A 17,002-nucleotide genomic window follows, 5' to 3' on the forward strand; every position below is an offset into this window, starting at 1 on the left:
ATGAGCGGGGAAGCCGACGCCATCGTTTCCGCCATCATCGCGAAATGGTGCGCCGGCTTCGCGACGCTCGACGCGGCTGCGCTGTCCGGGCTTTATTCGAAGAACGCTTTCTTCTTCGGCTCGAACCCAAAGCTCTATCGGGGCAGGGGCGGCGTTGTCGATTACTTCAACGGCCTGCCGCGCTGGCGCAAGCCGAACGCGACGTTTTCCGAGGTCAAAGCAGCACAGGCCGGTCCTGATCTCATCAACATGGGTGCGACCATCACCTTCGACCTCGCCGGCGAACGCCCCGATCTCGTCGTTAAGATGAGCTGGGTGATCATCCCTGAGGATGGCGACTGGAAGATCGTCAATCACCACGCTTCGGCGAAGGCGCCGCTGATCTAGCAGGCTGTCCGGTAGAGGGGGCGGCGTTGTTTCCGGATGTAGCCGGATTCGGTATCATATACCGCGTTATGGCCTTTGGAAAAGTAACGTGCAGGCGTTCCGCGAGGTTGGTCCTGGCCTCGTTACTCAAGGGCTCCACTTTGGTCCGGGCATTAAATGTGCGCCTTCCAAAGAGTGGTGTCGGGACGAAGTTATAGTCGATGAAGAAGGACCCGATATTGACGATCTCGTTGCTTCCAATCCGAAATCGGGCAAAATCCCCCTTGAGTTCGATACCGGCGCTTGGCTGTGTGCAACCCACTTTTTGCAAGGTGTATGTCCCGGGGGCCAGCACAGCGACCGCTCCATATGACGCGCCGCTAAGAATACGACCGAACAGCCTCGGCGTTTTCTCGACCTCGAACGTATTACTTTCGCCCTTGTCGGAAACCACCGTGACCCAGATGTCCTGACACATCGGCACGCGTGAACTCTCTTCGATCAGGCGTGCGTGCATGAAGACGAGAGAAGTGCCTGGAGTTCGCTCTTGAGCCCTCTTCAGTCTATCCGAGAGTCTCTCTTCGGTCTGTGTGTCAGCACGCGCGATCGTAACACTCACAAATGAAAGAATGAGACTGAGAAAAATGTAACGCTTCGTCATATGGTCATGAGGATCAAGATGGAGGGGAAATGCGCGGACCTTTGTTGCAATTTTTAGTTGCGCATGAAGTGCATCCTGCGTCAAGCATGCAACTGGAATTAGGCCGAGCTGCCGCTTATGAACGAAAGATCGTCTCCCGCGTTGTGGAAGCTCCATTGAAGGAGTTCACCATGCAAGACATCGCAGAGCATATGGAAGTCATCGGCGCCGACGGCGTCCATGTGGGCACCGTCGACAAGGTCGAGGGCAACCGCATCAAGCTGACCAAGAAGGACAGCGGCGAGGGCAGCCACAAGGGCCATCATCATTTCATCGACAAGGGGCTCGTCGCCGGTGTCGAGGGAAACAAGGTTCGGCTGTCGGCCAAGGCGGATGTCGCTGTGACCATGGAAGAGGAAAAGTAGGGGGAGGCTCCCTTCGTTCTCGATTTGTGCCGCTATTCGCGCGGCCGCACGTTCCGGTAGCCTTGGCGGCAATCGCGTCGCGTAGGGTGCAGGGATATGGCGGAGCCGGGCCGGCCAGCACGGTCCCAGGGGATAGCCGGGACGTGGCCGGTTGGCCGCGCTGCGCCAGCCGGGGGCTTCGTCTCCGCGGGCTTTGGAGCCTGGCCGGCAATCGTCGAGACGCTGCGTGAATGGGCCCGCGCCGAGGCCGGCGCCGGGCGACTGTTGCCGTGGGTGCCTGTCGCCTTTGGCGGTGGCATCGCACTCTATTTTGCCGCCGATCATGAGCCGGTGCTGTGGGTCGTTGCCGCGACGGCGATCGCGCTCACGTTTGGCGCGATCCTGTTGCGGCGGAGCCGGCTGTTTGCGCCGGCGATCATGATCGCGGCGGTCGCGGCCGGCTTTGCCGTGGCGACCTGGAAGACAGCGCGCATCGCCCACCCCGTGCTGGCAAAACCGCTCTATTCGGTGTCGCTGTCGGGTTTCGTCGAGGCCCGCGACATCCGCGAGCGCACCGATCGTTTCGTGCTGCGCGTCACGGCGATGGAAGCGCAGCGCAGCGAGGTCAAGCTTGAGCGCGTCCGCCTGTCGGTGCGCAAGGGCACCGCGCCCGAGGTCGGCAGCTTTGTGCAACTCAAGGCCCGGCTGATGCCGCCGCTCTCGCCGGTGCGCCCCGGCAGCTACGATTTTTCGCGCGACATGTTCTTTCAGGGCATCGGCGCCTCCGGCTTCGTGATGGGCACGATCACGGCTTCAATCCCGCCCGATGCCGGCGGCCTGCGGCTGCGCTATGCGGCCTTCATGCAAGGCCTGCGCGATGCGATCGACGCCCGCATCCGCGCCACGCTCGAAGGTGACAACCGTGCGATCGCCACAGCGCTGCTCACCGGGCGGCGCGATGCGATTACGACGCCCGTCAATGACGCGATGTTCATCTCGGGGCTCGGCCATGTGTTGTCGATCTCCGGCTATCACATGGCGGTCGTCGCCGGAGTCGTCTTCTTCGCGGTGCGCGCACTGCTGGCCTTGATCCCGGGGCTGGCGGCCGGCTTTGCCGTCAAGAAATGGTCGGCGGCCGCAGCGCTGGTGGCGGCTGCGTTCTATCTGCTCTTGTCTGGCGCAGAGGTCGCGACGCAACGTTCGTTCTTCATGACGGCGGTGGTGCTGATCGCCGTGATGGTCGATCGCCGCGCCATCACCTTCCGTACGCTCGCGGTGGCGGCGCTGATCGTGCTCGCGGTCGCGCCGGAAGCGCTTGTGCATCCGAGTTTCCAGATGTCCTTTGCCGCGACGCTGGGTCTCGTCGCACTGGTACAGATCGGCATGCCGAACCTGTTTGCCTCACCCGATCATTCGGCGACCGCGCGCGTCGCGATGTGGGGCGGCCGCGAGATCGCGATGCTGTTCCTGGCCTCGTTGATCGCGGGGCTTGCGACCACGCCCTACGCCGCCTTCCACTTCCACCGCGTCACGCCCTACGGCGTGCTCGCCAATCTCGGCGCGATGCCGGTGGTCTCGGCGCTGGTGATGCCGGCGGGGCTGCTGGGCCTGCTCGCGGCGCCGTTCGGGGTCGACGGCGTGTTCTGGTGGCTGATGGGGATCGGGATCGACTGGATGGTCGCGGTCTCGCGCTGGGTGGCGGCATTGCCGGGTGCGGTCGGCCGTATCCCGGCGTTCGGCATCGCGCCGCTGATCGCAGCGAGCCTGGGGATCATCGTGATGGGCCTGTTGCGCACGCCGTTGCGCTGGTGCGGTGCCATGGTGCTGCTGGTTTCCATCGGCTGGGGGCTGTCGGTGCGGCAGCCCGATATCCTGATTGCCGGGGATGGCGCGAGCGTCGCGGTGCGGGGCGGGGACGGGCGTTTGCATCTGATCAGGGCGGGCAAGGACAATTTCCTGCTCAAGGAGTGGTTGGCTGCCGACGCCGATCCGCGCGATGCCGGCAGTAGCGCGCTGGCGAGCGGCATATCGTGCGACGAGTCGGGCTGCGTGACGCCGCTCGCGGACGGACGGCTGGTCGCGCTGGCCTCGCGCATCGACGCGTTGGCGGACGATTGCAGCCGGGCCGCGCTGGTGGTGACGTCAAGGCCCGTGCCGCCCGATTGTGCGGCGATGGTAGTGGATCGGCAGCGGCTCGTTCGCCAGGGCGCGCTGGCCCTGACGCAGCGTGGCGACGGCTTTTCGGTTCAGGCGGTGAGGGCGAGGGGCACCAACCGTCCGTGGTTACCGGCCGGTGCCGGCGAAGGTGATTTCGACGGCAGCCTTGCGCCGAAGGCGGCTCCCCGCAACCGCGACGCAACGCCATCGGAGACCGACTTGCAGGCCGACGATTGACGCGGTCGATTACAGATACCAGGCCAGCACGGCTTCGAGCCTTGCGTTGCCGATGACCGGCAGGGCCACCATCCGGTTCAGCCCGGCTGCGCAGGCCTCGGATCCGGCGATCGAGCCGTCATGGGTGAGATCGTCGTTGAGCGCCGGCATGCCAGTGGCCCAGGCGCCGCCGATGCTGCCTTCGCCTCGGGCGATGAGTTTGGTCGCATAGAGCGCGGCAAGGTCGGTGTGCGCGCTGCAATCGCCGGCGCGAAAGACCAGCGCGGAACGTGCCTCGTTCGGAACCCAGATCTCGAAGCGTCGCGCAATCGGCGTTGCCTGCGCGGAGAGGAATGTCAGAACCCAGGTTTGGTCGGTGCCGGTTCGGTAGGGCACGCCGACCCCCAGATTGATCCCGACCTTGGCGGCGTCCTCCCAGCGCAGGAAGCTCTTGGCGTCGTGCAGGTCCTTGATGATCAGCGGCAGGCCCGCCTTCCAGGTGCGTCCGGGCAGGCCGAAGCCGCGAGGAAACCTGGTGTGGCGGGAGTTGAATTCGAACATGTCCGCTGCGCCGTAATAGCCGTCGACGAGGCCCATCTCGTGGGAGAGATCAGGATCGTTGTGCCAGAGTTCGATCGCGCCGACATGCGCCTCGTCGTCGCCGCAGAACAGCACCATCACGGCTTGCAGGAATTCGCCTGCAAACACCGGCACCGCCACGCCGCAGGTGAGGCCGGCCGCGACGGCCTGCTCGGTCCGCTTGAAATAGGAGTTGGCGAATTTCGTGAGGATGACGGGATGGCCGGAGGCCCAGGCCTTGCCTGGAAGCCCCTCGTCATATCCGAAGTGCAGCTCTTCGCTGACGGCCTTGAACGCGGACAGCCCTTCGTCGTAGAGGCCACCGCCGAATTCCAGCCGCATGCGCGTCCGGTCAGGCACCCAGAGTTCAACGACGCGAATGAAGGTTTTCATCGAGCGTGTCCGCCGCCTCAAACCACGACAGCATCGGTCATTTGGCTGCGGAGCGGAGGTTCAAAATTCAGGCAGGACGGCCCAAACTTCGTGCGGCGACGAGGTGCGGCGGCGGCGGCGCTCACCGATCGAATTTCGTGAAACAAAAACCCACCGGGCTCGCCGGCATCGGCCGGCGACGGCATTTCAATCCTGGCCCCGGACCCGCCGGGCCGGAGGGCGTCAGCCGATCGGCAGTCGCGTGACCGTCGGGCGACTGTCGGCGATGATCTGCGGCCTGTGCTCGCGCTCGCCGATCGGCAGGGTCACCGGCAGTTGCAGCACGGTTGCGCGCTGGCCCTCGACGAGCTGCGTCACCAGCACGGATTTGCCGTCCGGGAATTCGATCGCATCATGATGGCGATCGGGAATGTGCGGATCGATCTTGCCGAACTTGCCGACGCGGGAGTTGACGGTGCGCGTCCAGATCCAGCGGTTGTCGTAACGGACGTTGTCGGCGAAGGCGAGCTCCGTTCCCGGCAGCAGGCAGACCGCGACCGAGAGATCGGCTTCGGAGGCGAAGCCGCGCGTCGAGGTGCCGCGGAATGTTGTCGTGACGATCGTCTCGCCGACTTCTGCGGGGCGCGTCGCGACGGCATGCAGGCTATAGTCACACATCGGGTGCTCCTCATTGCAGAGATAGCGACCCGCACCTCTTTTGGAGGCGCAGGCCTCTGTCAGAGTTGAAACACGCAACGCTCTGCTTCGTTGTAGGCAAATCTGCGGCTGGGATCCGCGAGCCCCGATCACATTATCTTTTCCATCTTTTCCGAATTCGATAGGAACAAAGCCGGCCTCCGTGCATTTGGGAGGCGCGCATCAAACGACCGGCGAGAGACCCGCCTGTATCGCCAACTCGGCTGCGATGGCTACGCGACTGCATTGCGGTCGTCGCGCGCTCGCGGCCGTGTCTTGGCCGACATGGCGATGCGATTGCGCGACAACGGCTTGCGATGCTGAGGAGCCATCAGCGTTGCTGCGGCTGCGCTCAAACGATCTGGCGCATTGGGCTGTCCCCCCTCGAACTCGAAAGGCCGCGAAGCGATGTTGCTTCGCAGCGGCCTGCCGAGGATGTCGCGAAAGGAGGGGGCCGGATAATCTGTGCAGAACCAGAAAGACTATCCAGCCGGAGCGGACCATCATCCGCTCCAATCTCTGATCGGCGAGGCCGATCGAAGGCGCGCGCGAGGCGCCGAGTACTTCCGGTATCAGTACTTCCGGTATCAGTACTTGCGGTAAAGCCCGATCAGCTTGCCCTGAATCTTCACGCGGTTCGGCGGCAGGATGCGCACCTCGTAAGCGGCATTGGCGGGCTCCAGCGCGATCGAGGCGCCGCGGCGACGGAAGCGCTTGAGCGTGGCTTCCTCGTCGTCGATCAGCGCCACAACGATGTCGCCGGTATCGGCGCTCTCGTTGCGCTGGATCAGCGCCATGTCGCCGTCGAGGATGCCGGCCTCGACCATGGAATCGCCGCGCACTTCGAGCGCGTAATGTTCGCCGGAGCCGAGCATGTCGGGCGGCACGCTGATGGTGTGGCTGCGGGTCTGCAATGCCTCGATCGGGGTGCCGGCCGCGATGCGGCCCATCACCGGCACCGCAACGGGCCGCTCGCCCTCGTCTGCGGACGGGCTGGAGCTCGCGCGTACCTTGCCGAGATTGCCTTCGATGACGCTTGGCGTGAAGCCGCGTCGGTTGCCGGCGGCAGCCTGGAGCTCGGGTAGCTTGATCACTTCGATGGCCCGGGCGCGGTTGGGCAGGCGGCGGATGAAGCCGCGCTCCTCGAGCGCGGTGATCAGGCGATGGATGCCTGATTTCGAGCGCAGGTCGAGCGCATCCTTCATCTCGTCGAAGGACGGCGGCACGCCGCTTTCCTTCAAGCGTTCGCTGATGAACCGCAGAAGCTCGTATTGTTTGCGCGTTAACATCTCGACCAAAGTCCCCCGGTTGATGTCGTTCGATTCCGAGACGATGAATTCAGCGATAAGCCACTGCATGCTCGAAACAAATCATGAACGGACACTATATGTTCGATATGTGTTCCGCAACTGCTTAATTTACCGTGAACAGAACGAAACTCACGGAATGCGTGTGGCCGCGCAGTTCAGACGGGGAGCCTTAGCATCTCGCAGGGGCTGCCGGCCTCGGCCTTCGGCGCAAACGGTGCGCGCACGAGAAGTACCTGTGCTGCAGCAAGATTCGCAAGCAGAGAGGAGTCTTGATGGCTGACGGGAAGGGCGACGAGGGTGCCGTCGTCGCGCAGCTCCAGGCGCGCGCGCAGATAATCCTCGCGCTGGTCGTTGGCGCCGAGATCGCGGCCCAGTACGGCGCGCTCGCGAAGATGATGAACAACCGAACGGCCCGACAGTGCCCGAATCAGCGGCACCATGAACAGGAAGGCGCACACGTAGGACGATACGGGATTGCCGGGCAGGCCGATGACGCCCATCGCCCCTAGCCGTCCGTGCATCATCGGCTTGCCGGGCCGCATCGCGATCTTCCAGAACGCCATCGCGATGCCTTCGTCCTTGAGCGCCTGCTGGACCAGATCGTGGTCGCCGACCGATGCGCCCCCGGTCGTGATCAGGATGTCGGCGCCGCTTTCGCGCGCGCGGCGGATGCCGGCGGTGGTGGCCTCCAGCGTATCGGCGGCAACACCGAGGTCGATGGTCTCGGCGCCCTCGCTGCGGGCGAGCGCGTGCAGGGCGTAGCCGTTGGAATAGACGATCTGGCCGTGCCCGGGTGTGGTGCCCGGCATCACCAGTTCGTCGCCAGTGGCAAGGATCGCGACCCTCGGGCGGCGGCAAACGGCGAGATGCGGGTGATTCATGCCGGCGGCGAGGGCGAGATCGCGCTCTGTCAGACGGGTTCCCTTGCGCAGGAGGACGTCACCCTCGCGGAAATCGACGCCGGCGGGGCGGATGTGGCGACCCACGATCGCGGCTTCCTTGATCGTTATTTGCTTGCCTTCGGCGATCGTGTCCTCCTGGATCACGACTGCATCCGCGCCGTCGGGAACGACACCGCCAGTGAAGATCCGCACGGCTTCGCCGGCGCCGACCCTTCCCGTGAACGGACGGCCCGCTGCGACCTCACCGATCATCGTCAGCCTGGAATCGATGGTCGCCGCGTCGGCCGCGCGCACGGCATAGCCGTCCATCGCCGACATCGCCTGGGGCGGTTGGGTGCGCCGCGCAGCGACGTCATGGGCGAGCACGCGATGGTAGGCTTCGTCGAGCGAAACCATCTCTGCAGGCAGCGGCTCTGCACCCGCCAGCACCGCAGCAAGGGCGTCGGAAACCGGCATCAAGGCCACGGCGAAACTCCTGCTCGGCACGTTCGGACGAAATGTTCCGACAGTCTTCTAGCCGAGCGCGGGGGCAGAGGCAAAATTGCGGAGCGGGCGCGATTTATCCTGCCGCTTCCCAGCCCAGTATGGAAGGCAGATTCAGGCCTGGTGTGGCATGATCCAGAGAACGAGACAGATGGGCAGGAGGGTGGCCATGGCGAGGACGAGAATGACGAGCGCCACCGCCAGCATCGCTCAACTCCCGGTCGGCCGGTCCGGCCCGTCGTCCAGCGCGACGTCGGGAGCCTTCGGGCCTTGATCCCTGTCGGGCAGCGGATCGGCCTGGGATTTCAGGTCGGCGGCCTTGCTGATCAGCTTGGCGGAAAGGTCAGAATCCGAGGTGGTTCTCGCGAACTCTAACAGGAGAGAGGCTTGCTTGGTGAGATAGGTTTTGCCCAGCACGTCGATAAGTCCGTTGTAGAAGTCCCAGCGGACTCAAGAGTCCGGAAGGGGCCATTCCGTTCCCGGAACTCCGTACAAAAATGCACAAAGCGTTCTGGTTCCTATTTCGGGCAAAATTGGTTCCGGAAGACTTGCCCTCCGTTGGCGCCTCCCGCTCAGCGGAAATCGTCAGATGCCCAATGCCTTCAAGGCGTTTCCGACGTCGCGTGGCGACGTCACATGCACTGCCGTCAGTCCGCATGCCCGCGCGCCTTCGATGTTCTCGGCGAGATCGTCGAAGAACACGATACGCTCCGCGGGCACGCCGATCGCGGTGACGACGTGGTCGAAGGCTTCCGCGTCCGGTTTGCGCAGGCCGATGCTGGACGACAGATACAGCGCGCGAAAATGGCCGAGCAGTTCGCCATATTCCTTCGAGAAATAGTCGACATGCGGCCGGTTGGTGTTGGAGAAGGCGTAGAGCGGCATCTGCTTCGCCGCACGCGGCAGCAGCTCGGCGATGTCAGGCATCTCGCCGGCGAAGATCGCGTTCCAGCCTTCCAGGAACTGCGCGTCCGAAATGCCGATGCCGAGCGATGCACGCAGCGAGGCGAAATAATCCTCGTCGCTGATCTTGCCGACCTCGTGCAGACGGTAGGCCTCGTCACGCACATAGCGCGCGACGATGGATTCGGGCTGGCAGCCGGCATGGTCCGCCCAGCAGGCGATCGCCTTGGAGAAGTCGATGTCGAGCACCACGCGCCCGAGATCGAACAGCAGCGCATCCGCGCTGCCGGGAGTGAGCGAAGTCATTGCGTCCTTTTCATCAATATCGATACGGATCGTGGTCGAACAGCGGGAATGCACTGAACACGCTCGGTGCGTTGGTGGCGGTCGCCGGATGCAGGCAGGATCTGTCGACCTCGGCGAATGACGTGGCGCCCAAAAGGCCGAGGCAGCGCAGTACCTCGTCCTCCAGCAGCTCCAGCATCCGCGCGACGCCGGCCTCGCCAGCCGCCGCCAGCGCCCAGCATTGCAGCCGGCCGATGCCGACCATGTCCGCGCCCGCCGCGATCGCCTTGACGATGTCGGTGCCGCGACAGATGCCGCCGTCGACCATGATCTTGGCGCGGCCCTTCACGGCCTCGACGATCTCGGGCAACACATGCATGGCGCCGCGGCCATGGTCGAGCTGGCGGCCGCCATGGTTGGAGACGTAGATCCATTCGACACCGTGATCGACCGCGATCTGGGCGTCCTCGGCGGTGGCGATGCCCTTCAGGATCAGCGGAATCCGGAACTTGTCCTTGATCATCTTCACGGTCCGCCACTCCAGGCCCTTCTGGAAATCGCCGCCGGTGGCACGCAGGCGGCTCTCGCGGACGTAGCGCTTGGCGATGTCACGTTCACGACGGCTGTAATGGGCGGTGTCGACGGTCAGGCAGAAGCCGGCATAGGCGCTCTTCTCGGCCCGGCTGACGACATCGGCCACAAAGGCGTCGTCGCCGCGGACATAGAGCTGATAGAGCCGGAGCGCATCGGGCGCGGCTTCCGCAGTCTGCTCCAGGCCGGGCTCGGACACCGAGCTCAGCATGTGCGCCGCACCGAAGGTGCCGGCAGCGCGCGCGACGCTCGCCGCGCCATCCGGATCGAAGATCTCGAGTGCGCCGACCGGGGCGAGCACCACCGGCAGGCGCATCCTGCGGCCGAACTGCTGGACCGAGCCGTCGACCTTGCGGACGTCGCGTAGCACCCGCGGGCGGAAGGCGATCTCGTCCAGCGCCATGCGGTTGCGGCGCATCGTGGTTTCGGTCTCGGCGGCGCCGACGATGTAGTCCCAGGCGTTCTGGTTGAGGTTGGCTCGCGCTTTCCGGATGAATTCGTGCAGGTTCTGGAACTGCTCGTTGCTGGCGCCAAGCTCGACGTTCCGTTCCGGCCGGATGCGGGGTGCCTCGTTCATTGTTATCCTCCCGAGAATTTGAAGCCTTGTGTCATCGCCTAGCCCGTCCAGCGCTCCAAAACCATCCTAAAATGGCATGGCTGCGAGGCTGGACCGGCGCACCGATTCCCCCTTGGGACGGGCCAGTCCTGCAACGTTGCCAAAAGTTTAGGCCCGAACGAAGCGATTTTTGCGGTGTACCGGCCGGCGGTGCATCCCGGCCTTGAAGAAACCAGAATGGTATTGTGAGAAACGGACTGGATCGCCAATTGCATGGCGCTTCCCAAAGTCTCGAGAGACGAGCTCAAGCAAGCTCAAGCGAACCGCCAAGCAAAAAAGGCCAGGCCATCCATGCGGAAATCCCTGCTGTTCCCTCTGGGCGCGTTCACTGGAGCGTGTCTGACCCTTCTGGTAGCCAGCCCGCACGGCGGTGTATGGGCAGCACGAGCGGCAGCGAGCGCGGATGACGCCTATTCCCAGCTCAACCTGTTCGGCACGGTGTTCGAGCGCGTCAAGGCGAGCTATGTCGAAAAGCCGGACAATGCCAAGCTGATCGAAGGCGCGATCACGGGCATGGTGACCTCGCTCGACCCGCACTCGCGCTACATGAACGCGAAGGCCTGGACCGAGATGCAGGAGACCACCTCCGGCGAGTTCGGCGGCCTCGGCATCGAGGTCACGATGGAAGACGGCCTCGTCAAGGTCGTCTCGCCGATCGACGATACGCCCGCCTCGAAGGCCGGCCTGATGTCCGGCGACCTCATTAGCAAGATCGACGGCGAAGCCGTGCAGGGCATGACGCTCGAGCAGGCCGTCAACAAGATGAAGGGCCCGGTCGATACCCAGACCAAGCTCACCATCGTGCGCAAGGGCGCCGACGTCCCGCTCGACGTCGCGATCAAGCGCGAGATCATTCACGTGCGTCCCGTGCGCTTCCATGTCGAGAACGGTGACATCGGCTATGTCCGCATCACCTCGTTCAACGAGCAGACCACCGACGGCCTGAAGAAGGCGATCGCCTCGATCACCAAGGATGTCCCTCAGGAGAAGCTCGTCGGTTACGTTGTCGACCTGCGCAACAATCCGGGCGGATTGCTCGACCAGGCCGTGTCGGTGTCGAGCGCCTTCCTTCAGCGCGGCGAGGTCGTCTCGACCCGCGGCCGCAATCCGGAAGAGACCCAGCGCTTCACCGCGCATGGCGGCGACCTCATCAAGGGCAAGCCGCTGGTGGTTCTGGTCAATGGCGGCTCGGCCTCGGCTTCCGAGATCGTGGCCGGCGCGCTGCACGATCACAAGCGTGCGACCATCATCGGCACGCGTTCGTTCGGCAAGGGTTCAGTGCAGACCGTCATTCCGCTCGGTGCCGGCAATGGCGCGCTGGCGCTGACCACGGCGCGCTACTACACGCCGTCCGGCCGCTCGATCCAGGCCCAGGGCATCGCCCCCGACATTGAGATCCTGCAGGACGTGCCGCCGGAGCTGAAGGGCCGCATGGACACCATGGCGGAGTCCCAGATGCGCGGACATCTCTCAGCCGGCGAGGGTGGCGAGCAGACCGGATCGCAGTCCTACGTTCCGCCGAAGGAGGAGGACGACAAGGCTCTGCATGCGGCGTACGACTTCCTGCACGGCGTGACCGCCAACGCGGTTGCGGCCAAGCCCGCGTCGAAGGCTTCGGTGCCGAACTAGATCTTACGACCTCCAGTCATCGATCGCCCGGGAGTGGATGTCCACTCCCGGGCGATTGTGTTTTGGGCGGTCGCGAGCGGCGGGATCACTGCGCGATCGTCATTGCTGCTTCTTCGGACCCGTGTGATGCGGGACTTCGCTCTTCGGTCCGCCGCCGTAATGGTGGCTGCCGCCAGATCCGCCGGTCGTCCCGCCGTCGCTCTCTTTCTTGCCCATATGGTGAGGGACCTCGGTCTTCGGTCCGCCCGAGTAGTGATGGCCGTTCTTCTCATCGGTCGTGCTCGTCTGCGCCATGGCGGGCAACGCAACGAACGACATGATCGCGGCGGCGACGATCAGCTTGCGGTGACTCATTCTGGTTTCTCCTGTTGATCTCGTCGAGTTGGTGTCAATCAAGTCCCGGTGGCTCGATCGAGCAGCAACCAAACCCGGAGCTTGATTGTGTAGGTTGAGCAAGATCAAATGTCGACGCGCGCGCTCGCGCGCGTCGTTGCGCGGATCGTCGTGTTGCCGCGGGCGACGAGAAACGTCGATCTTCTTACAGAGAAAAATTCTCGCCGCTGCGAGAAATCGCAGGTCGCGCGCAAAGCCCTCGAGCATGTCGACAGATGTCGTGGCCGATGACTCTTCCGGTGGAAGACGACGGGCGCCTCGATTCATTACGCGATTGAATCACAAAAAGATTTGGCTGGTGCGCCGATCGGGTTTGATGTCCGTCAAACCTGCGTCGATGACGCAACCTAGCGTGCCGCGCGAATGAGCGGCGACACGGTTGCGATCCGACAAAAGTTGACCGCAGAGATGGAGAACGCACCGTTGACTGACGAGACCATTCACGCCCCCGGTCGGCCCTTGCAAGTTGCGTTTCTCTTGCATCGCCGGTTATGGGAAACGATCACGATCAGGTCGGTGCTGCTCAAGCCACGGCGCGATGTGCGACTGGATCTGTTTCGGGGTCTGGCGAACTGGTTGATCTTTCTCGGGCACATTCCGGATTCTGCGCTCGCCTGGTTCACGACGCGAAACTACGGCTTCAGCGATGGCGCCGATCTGTTCGTGCTGATCTCCGGCTACACCGCGACGTTCGTATTCGGCTCGATGATGATGGAGCGTGGCTTCGTCATCGGCGCAACCCGGCTGCTGCGGCGGGTGTGGCAGCTCTATGTCGCTCACCTGCTGTTGTTCCTGGTCTATCTCACGGCCGTGCACTACATCGCGCACAGCTTTGACGATCTTCATCTGATGGATCAGTTCAACGTCGCGCCGCTCATGAACTTTCCCGCCGAGACGCTCTCGCAGGGCCTGATACTCAAGTTCAAGCCGCTCAATCTCGACGTTCTGCCACTCTACATCGTGCTGATGGCCGCGTTTCCCGTCGTGCTCTGGTTCATGCTGCGATGGCGCAATGCAGTGATGATCGGCTCGCTCGGTCTCTATCTGGCCGCCCGACATTACGAATTGAATCTGCCGTCCTATCCGGCCGGAGTCTGGTATTTCAATCCGTTCGCCTGGCAACTGCTTTTCGTATTCGGAGCCTGGCTGGCGTTGGGAGGGGCGGCGGCGAGCCGCTGGCTGCTGTCGTCCCGCACGCTGCTCGTCTTGAGCTGCGGCTTCGTGCTCTTCGCGCTTGTGGTGACGCTGGCTGAGCGAATTCCAGGGTTCAGGGACTACGTCCCCGAGGCACTCGCCGCCGTCTTCATCCCGAACGACAAGACCAATCTCAGTCCTTATCGGGTCATCCATCTGGCGAGCCTGGTGCTCATCGTCGTCTCGCTCGTTCCGATCGACTGGCCGGGGCTGAAGTCGCCTTTGCTGCAGCCGTTGATCAGATGCGGCCAGCAATCCCTGCCGGTGTTCTGCATCGGTCTCTTCCTTTCGTTCATCGCGCATTTCCTGCTCGATTTCGGATCGGAGGGAATTCTGGCTCAGATCCTCGTTGGCGCCGCGGGTCTCTGGATCATGACGGGCGTCGCCTACTACCGGACCTGGTCGAAAGGCGTGGACAGAAGTCGATCGTCCGAGCAGCGCGGGGAGGCTGGCGAATGACGACTTCCGAGTTGGTCGCAGCGGCCTTTGACACCTCCGTGCGTAAGAGTTGCCGGCGCTTCGCGTCTATATGGCCTGACCCGCCCCGCCCACGCTGTCCTCATCGCAGATCTCGATGAGCAGAGAACCATCCGAATCAACCCCCTGGAGAAAGACCATGAACCCTTCGAGAAAATTCGCCTTGAGCGCAGCCGCCTTTGCCGTCCTTGCCCTGGGGCCGGTTGGGCTGTCGTCCGCAATCGCCGCTGGCCATACGCAGTCCGCGATGATGGATGACGTCGAGACCACGATCAAGCGCGAAGACGGCGGGCTTCTGTCGGACTACATGCATGGCCAGCTGAAGGCGGGAGACCTCATCGAGGTTGCAGGCCCTTCGGGCGCCTTCACGTTCACCGGCACGGAAGCCGACGGCGTCGTCCTGATCGGTGGCGGGGTCGGCATCACGCCACTGATGGCGGCGATCCGGTATCTCTCGGACATCGCGTGGCCCGGCCAGATCTACCTTGTCTATGGCGCGCAGACGACCGAGCAATTCATCTTCCGGGACGAGCTGGAATATCTCCAGCGCAGGATGAACAATCTGCACGTCGCGGCCACGATGGTGCGGGCCGCGGGCACGTCGTGGATGGGAAGCGAGGGGCAAATCACGGCCGAGTTCCTGACGCAGGCTGTGCCTGATCTCATCAGACGACGCGTTCATTTGTGCGGTCCGCCCGGCATGATGGACGCGCTCAGGAAGACGTTGATCGGGCTCGGCGTGCCGCGCGAGCAGATCAAGACGGAGGCCTTTGGGCCGGCCCGCGGCGCCGTTCCACCTCCCGGCAAAGTCGCGGCCGAAGCGCAAATGCCGGCGACTGAGGCGAGCAATCAAGGGGCTGCAACAGTCGGTCCTGCAACGGCGACCATTCGCTTTGCGACATCCGATAGGGTTGTGGCGCTGCCTCCGGACAAGAGCGTCCTGGAGGTGGCCGAAGGTGCGGGCGTTTCGATCGATTATTCCTGTCGGGTCGGGGTCTGCGGCGTCTGCAAGACACATCTGTTGCAAGGAAAAGTCACGATGGAAGTCCAGGACGCCCTGACCGCGGACGACAAGGGGAACGGTCTGATCCTGGCCTGCCAGGCGAGATCGGTCGGAGATCTGGTCGTCGAGGCCTGACATGATGGATCGGAGAGGGCGCCTGATCGCCGACGTCGCTCTGGCGGCCCTGTTGCTGCTGGTGCCGGCGTTCCTGCTGCACTCCGATATCAGGTTCGCAGGAAGCCTTGCGGGCTTTGTCCTCGGGGCCGGTGCGGCCGTGCTGATGATTCTTCTTCTCGTCTATCCGATGACGAAATACAGCATGAGTATGAAGGCCCTGGTCACGCGATGCGTGTCGATGCCGACGCTCCTGGCGTTTCACGCCTATGCAGGAATCGTCGCGGCATTTTTCGCGCTTCTGCACACGGGCCACAAATTTCAAAGTCCGCTCGGGATCGCACTGGTGACCAGCATGCTGGTCGTAGTCGTCACCGGATTTGTCGGGCGCTACTACCTGCCGCAGACCGCGATGGAGCTCCGTCAGCAGCAGTCGCATCTGGCGACCTTGAGGTCGGCCTATGAGCACATTGCGTCGGCTATGTCGTTGCCCGATCGGGTGGTGCGTGACGGGGCCGCCGTGCCTGCATCGGCGTTGCAGAATGTGCCCGTGCTGCAGCTCGTCGATGGCATTTCCGACCTCGAATCGGCGATCGGATCGAGCGAAGCAATCAAGAGAATCTTCCTGCAGTGGATCGGGCTGCATGTCATGGCGGCGATCGTCATGTATGCGTTGCTCGTGGTGCATATGGCGGCCGAGGTCTACTACGGGCTGCGGTGGCTCGCGTGACCATCAGGGGCGTGCTCTACGCCGTGATCGCGACACTGGTCGTCGCGAGCGCGGCGGCCGTGTCGATCGCTCTCTATCGGGGCAGCTCCGAGGTCGTTCCGGGGTGGACGAGGTTTGTGACGCCAGGGCCGCTGTCCGAGAAGCATGCATTTCTGACCGACAGATGCGAGAGCTGCCACACGCCGGTCAGAGGCGTCGATCCGGTGGCCTGTATCTCCTGTCATGCGCCTTCCGCCGGAGATCTCGCCAAGCAATCGACGGCGTTTCACGCCGCGGCGGGCAGCCAATGTTCGGGCTGCCATCTTGAGCACATCGGCGAGCTGCGGCCGATCAGGATGGACCACGCCTCACTGCTTCAAGTCGCGAGGCCTACCCCCGGCGGGGCATGGTTCGACCGGGCCGCTTCCGATCAACTGACGGCGGACCTGAAGACATTTCTGGGCCTGCCAAAGTCCGACCGGCGGGAAAGGGCGGAGCTCGATTGCGCCGGCTGCCACAGCAACCGGGAGCCGCACCGCGAATTGTTTGGACGGGACTGCGCGGAGTGCCATGGGCTCGCGTCCTGGAAAATCGCAGGCTTCCTGCACCCCTCGCCAACGTCGAGGGACTGCGCCCAATGCCATCAGGCGCCGCCGAGCCACTATATGGGCCACTTCGTCATGATGGATCAGATGATCACGGGGCAGGAGCACGCATCGGTCAATCAATGCTCTCTGTGTCACAGAACCGACTCGTTCAACGACATCAAGGGCGTCGGCTGGATGAAGCATCATTGACCGGTTCGAGCGTGCGACGGAGATGGGTGCTACACATTACAGAATTCGGCAAAAAAATATGAGGCTCATTTCGCGATGAAACACGCGGCCGGATAGGGGCGCCGAACCTTGAAATCCTGCGCAGAGCACGACGCTCATCGTCGCTCTTGCATTGACGATGCCGTGC

At 63.6% G+C, this 17,002-nt stretch carries 16 protein-coding genes and 1 pseudogene; 8 read left to right on the top strand and 9 right to left on the bottom strand.

Annotated elements, in window-relative coordinates; genetic code table 11:
- Nucleotides 1-387, top strand: a complete 387-nt coding sequence (locus tag AABA86_RS19635) for a nuclear transport factor 2 family protein (protein ID WP_212250919.1) — start codon at nucleotides 1-3, stop codon at nucleotides 385-387.
- On the opposite strand, the gene AABA86_RS19640 is transcribed toward AABA86_RS19635, so the two are convergent.
- The gene (locus AABA86_RS19640; protein ID WP_338307985.1) at nucleotides 350-1,111 is read right to left on the bottom strand and encodes a hypothetical protein; all 762 of its coding nucleotides are present in this window, start codon (nucleotides 1,109-1,111) and stop codon (nucleotides 350-352) included. The two genes, AABA86_RS19635 and AABA86_RS19640, sit on opposite strands and share 38 nt — an antisense overlap.
- An 86-nt stretch (nucleotides 1,112-1,197) precedes the next feature.
- Here AABA86_RS19640 and AABA86_RS19645 point away from each other — a divergent pair, with 86 nt between their 5' ends.
- Both AABA86_RS19645 and AABA86_RS19650 read left to right on the top strand, forming a co-directional pair.
- A complete protein-coding gene (locus AABA86_RS19645; protein ID WP_212250921.1) occupies nucleotides 1,198-1,431 on the top strand; it encodes a DUF2171 domain-containing protein in 234 nt (77 codons plus the stop codon).
- 96 nt (nucleotides 1,432-1,527) lie between these two features.
- Nucleotides 1,528-3,804 (top strand): ComEC/Rec2 family competence protein, encoded by a 2,277-nt coding sequence (locus tag AABA86_RS19650; protein WP_338307986.1) that lies wholly within the window; start codon nucleotides 1,528-1,530, stop codon nucleotides 3,802-3,804.
- A 9-nt stretch (nucleotides 3,805-3,813) separates the two neighbouring features.
- On the opposite strand, the gene AABA86_RS19655 is transcribed toward AABA86_RS19650, so the two are convergent.
- The 7 genes from AABA86_RS19655 to AABA86_RS19685 form a co-directional block, all read right to left on the bottom strand.
- Nucleotides 3,814-4,755, bottom strand: coding sequence for a GAF domain-containing protein (locus AABA86_RS19655; RefSeq protein WP_338307987.1), 942 nt, complete (start codon nucleotides 4,753-4,755; stop codon nucleotides 3,814-3,816).
- Nucleotides 4,756-4,977: 222 nt separating this feature from the next.
- Nucleotides 4,978-5,412, bottom strand: coding sequence for a hypothetical protein (locus AABA86_RS19660; RefSeq protein ID WP_338307989.1), 435 nt, complete (start codon nucleotides 5,410-5,412; stop codon nucleotides 4,978-4,980).
- 605 nt (nucleotides 5,413-6,017) lie between these two features.
- Complete coding sequence (lexA, locus tag AABA86_RS19665) at nucleotides 6,018-6,719, bottom strand: transcriptional repressor LexA (protein WP_091965799.1); 702 nt, start codon at nucleotides 6,717-6,719, stop codon at nucleotides 6,018-6,020.
- A gap of 176 nt (nucleotides 6,720-6,895) precedes the next feature.
- The gene (locus AABA86_RS19670) at nucleotides 6,896-8,107 is read right to left on the bottom strand and encodes a molybdopterin molybdotransferase MoeA (RefSeq protein WP_338307990.1); all 1,212 of its coding nucleotides are present in this window, start codon (nucleotides 8,105-8,107) and stop codon (nucleotides 6,896-6,898) included.
- A gap of 228 nt (nucleotides 8,108-8,335) precedes the next feature.
- Nucleotides 8,336-8,542: a hypothetical protein gene (locus tag AABA86_RS19675; RefSeq protein WP_212250929.1), complete on the bottom strand. Its 207-nt coding sequence runs from the start codon at nucleotides 8,540-8,542 to the stop codon at nucleotides 8,336-8,338.
- Nucleotides 8,543-8,710: 168 nt separating this feature from the next.
- Nucleotides 8,711-9,334, bottom strand: a complete 624-nt coding sequence (locus AABA86_RS19680) for an HAD-IA family hydrolase (RefSeq protein WP_212250931.1) — start codon at nucleotides 9,332-9,334, stop codon at nucleotides 8,711-8,713.
- 13 nt (nucleotides 9,335-9,347) lie between these two features.
- On the bottom strand, nucleotides 9,348-10,481 hold the full coding sequence (locus AABA86_RS19685; RefSeq protein WP_212250932.1) for an alpha-hydroxy acid oxidase: 1,134 nt from the start codon (nucleotides 10,479-10,481) through the stop codon (nucleotides 9,348-9,350).
- Nucleotides 10,482-10,811: 330 nt separating this feature from the next.
- Between AABA86_RS19685 and AABA86_RS19690 the strand changes: the two genes are divergently transcribed.
- Complete coding sequence (locus tag AABA86_RS19690) at nucleotides 10,812-12,149, top strand: S41 family peptidase (protein WP_212250933.1); 1,338 nt, start codon at nucleotides 10,812-10,814, stop codon at nucleotides 12,147-12,149.
- A 99-nt stretch (nucleotides 12,150-12,248) separates the two neighbouring features.
- Here AABA86_RS19690 and AABA86_RS19695 read toward each other — a convergent pair whose 3' ends face one another.
- Complete coding sequence (locus AABA86_RS19695; protein ID WP_212250934.1) at nucleotides 12,249-12,503, bottom strand: hypothetical protein; 255 nt, start codon at nucleotides 12,501-12,503, stop codon at nucleotides 12,249-12,251.
- Between the two features lie 555 nt (nucleotides 12,504-13,058).
- Between AABA86_RS19695 and AABA86_RS19700 the strand changes: the two genes are divergently transcribed.
- The 4 genes and pseudogenes from AABA86_RS19700 to AABA86_RS19715 all read left to right on the top strand — a co-directional run bounded on the left by AABA86_RS19700 (nucleotide 13,059) and on the right by AABA86_RS19715 (nucleotide 16,836).
- Nucleotides 13,059-14,195 (top strand): OpgC domain-containing protein, encoded by a 1,137-nt coding sequence (locus tag AABA86_RS19700; RefSeq protein ID WP_445083471.1) that lies wholly within the window; start codon nucleotides 13,059-13,061, stop codon nucleotides 14,193-14,195.
- Nucleotides 14,196-14,472: 277 nt separating this feature from the next.
- A pseudogene (locus tag AABA86_RS19705) lies at nucleotides 14,473-15,351 on the top strand (flavin reductase family protein); the annotation flags it as partial.
- A gap of 1 nt (nucleotide 15,352) precedes the next feature.
- Nucleotides 15,353-16,060, top strand: coding sequence for an iron reductase (locus AABA86_RS19710; protein ID WP_338307993.1), 708 nt, complete (start codon nucleotides 15,353-15,355; stop codon nucleotides 16,058-16,060).
- Nucleotides 16,057-16,836 (top strand): cytochrome c3 family protein, encoded by a 780-nt coding sequence (locus tag AABA86_RS19715; RefSeq protein WP_338307995.1) that lies wholly within the window; start codon nucleotides 16,057-16,059, stop codon nucleotides 16,834-16,836. The genes AABA86_RS19710 and AABA86_RS19715 overlap by 4 nt, the downstream gene beginning before the upstream one ends.
- Nucleotides 16,837-17,002: the final 166 nt, after the last annotated feature.

Origin of the sequence: Bradyrhizobium sp. TM233, from assembly GCF_036247965.1 — a bacterium.
Lineage (GTDB): Bacteria > Pseudomonadota > Alphaproteobacteria > Rhizobiales > Xanthobacteraceae > Bradyrhizobium > Bradyrhizobium ottawaense.

Coding starts and splice junctions, on each gene's coding strand:
- AABA86_RS19710 (WP_338307993.1), top strand. CDS start 15,353: ATGATGGATCGGAGAGGGCGCCTGATCGCCGACGTCGCTCTGGCGGCC.
- AABA86_RS19660 (WP_338307989.1), bottom strand. CDS start 5,412: ATGTGTGACTATAGCCTGCATGCCGTCGCGACGCGCCCCGCAGAAGTC.
- AABA86_RS19695 (WP_212250934.1), bottom strand. CDS start 12,503: ATGAGTCACCGCAAGCTGATCGTCGCCGCCGCGATCATGTCGTTCGTT.
- AABA86_RS19655 (WP_338307987.1), bottom strand. CDS start 4,755: ATGAAAACCTTCATTCGCGTCGTTGAACTCTGGGTGCCTGACCGGACG.
- AABA86_RS19680 (WP_212250931.1), bottom strand. CDS start 9,334: ATGACTTCGCTCACTCCCGGCAGCGCGGATGCGCTGCTGTTCGATCTC.
- AABA86_RS19690 (WP_212250933.1), top strand. CDS start 10,812: ATGCGGAAATCCCTGCTGTTCCCTCTGGGCGCGTTCACTGGAGCGTGT.
- AABA86_RS19685 (WP_212250932.1), bottom strand. CDS start 10,481: ATGAACGAGGCACCCCGCATCCGGCCGGAACGGAACGTCGAGCTTGGC.
- AABA86_RS19650 (WP_338307986.1), top strand. CDS start 1,528: ATGGCGGAGCCGGGCCGGCCAGCACGGTCCCAGGGGATAGCCGGGACG.
- AABA86_RS19635 (WP_212250919.1), top strand. CDS start 1: ATGAGCGGGGAAGCCGACGCCATCGTTTCCGCCATCATCGCGAAATGG.
- AABA86_RS19645 (WP_212250921.1), top strand. CDS start 1,198: ATGCAAGACATCGCAGAGCATATGGAAGTCATCGGCGCCGACGGCGTC.
- lexA (WP_091965799.1), bottom strand. CDS start 6,719: ATGTTAACGCGCAAACAATACGAGCTTCTGCGGTTCATCAGCGAACGC.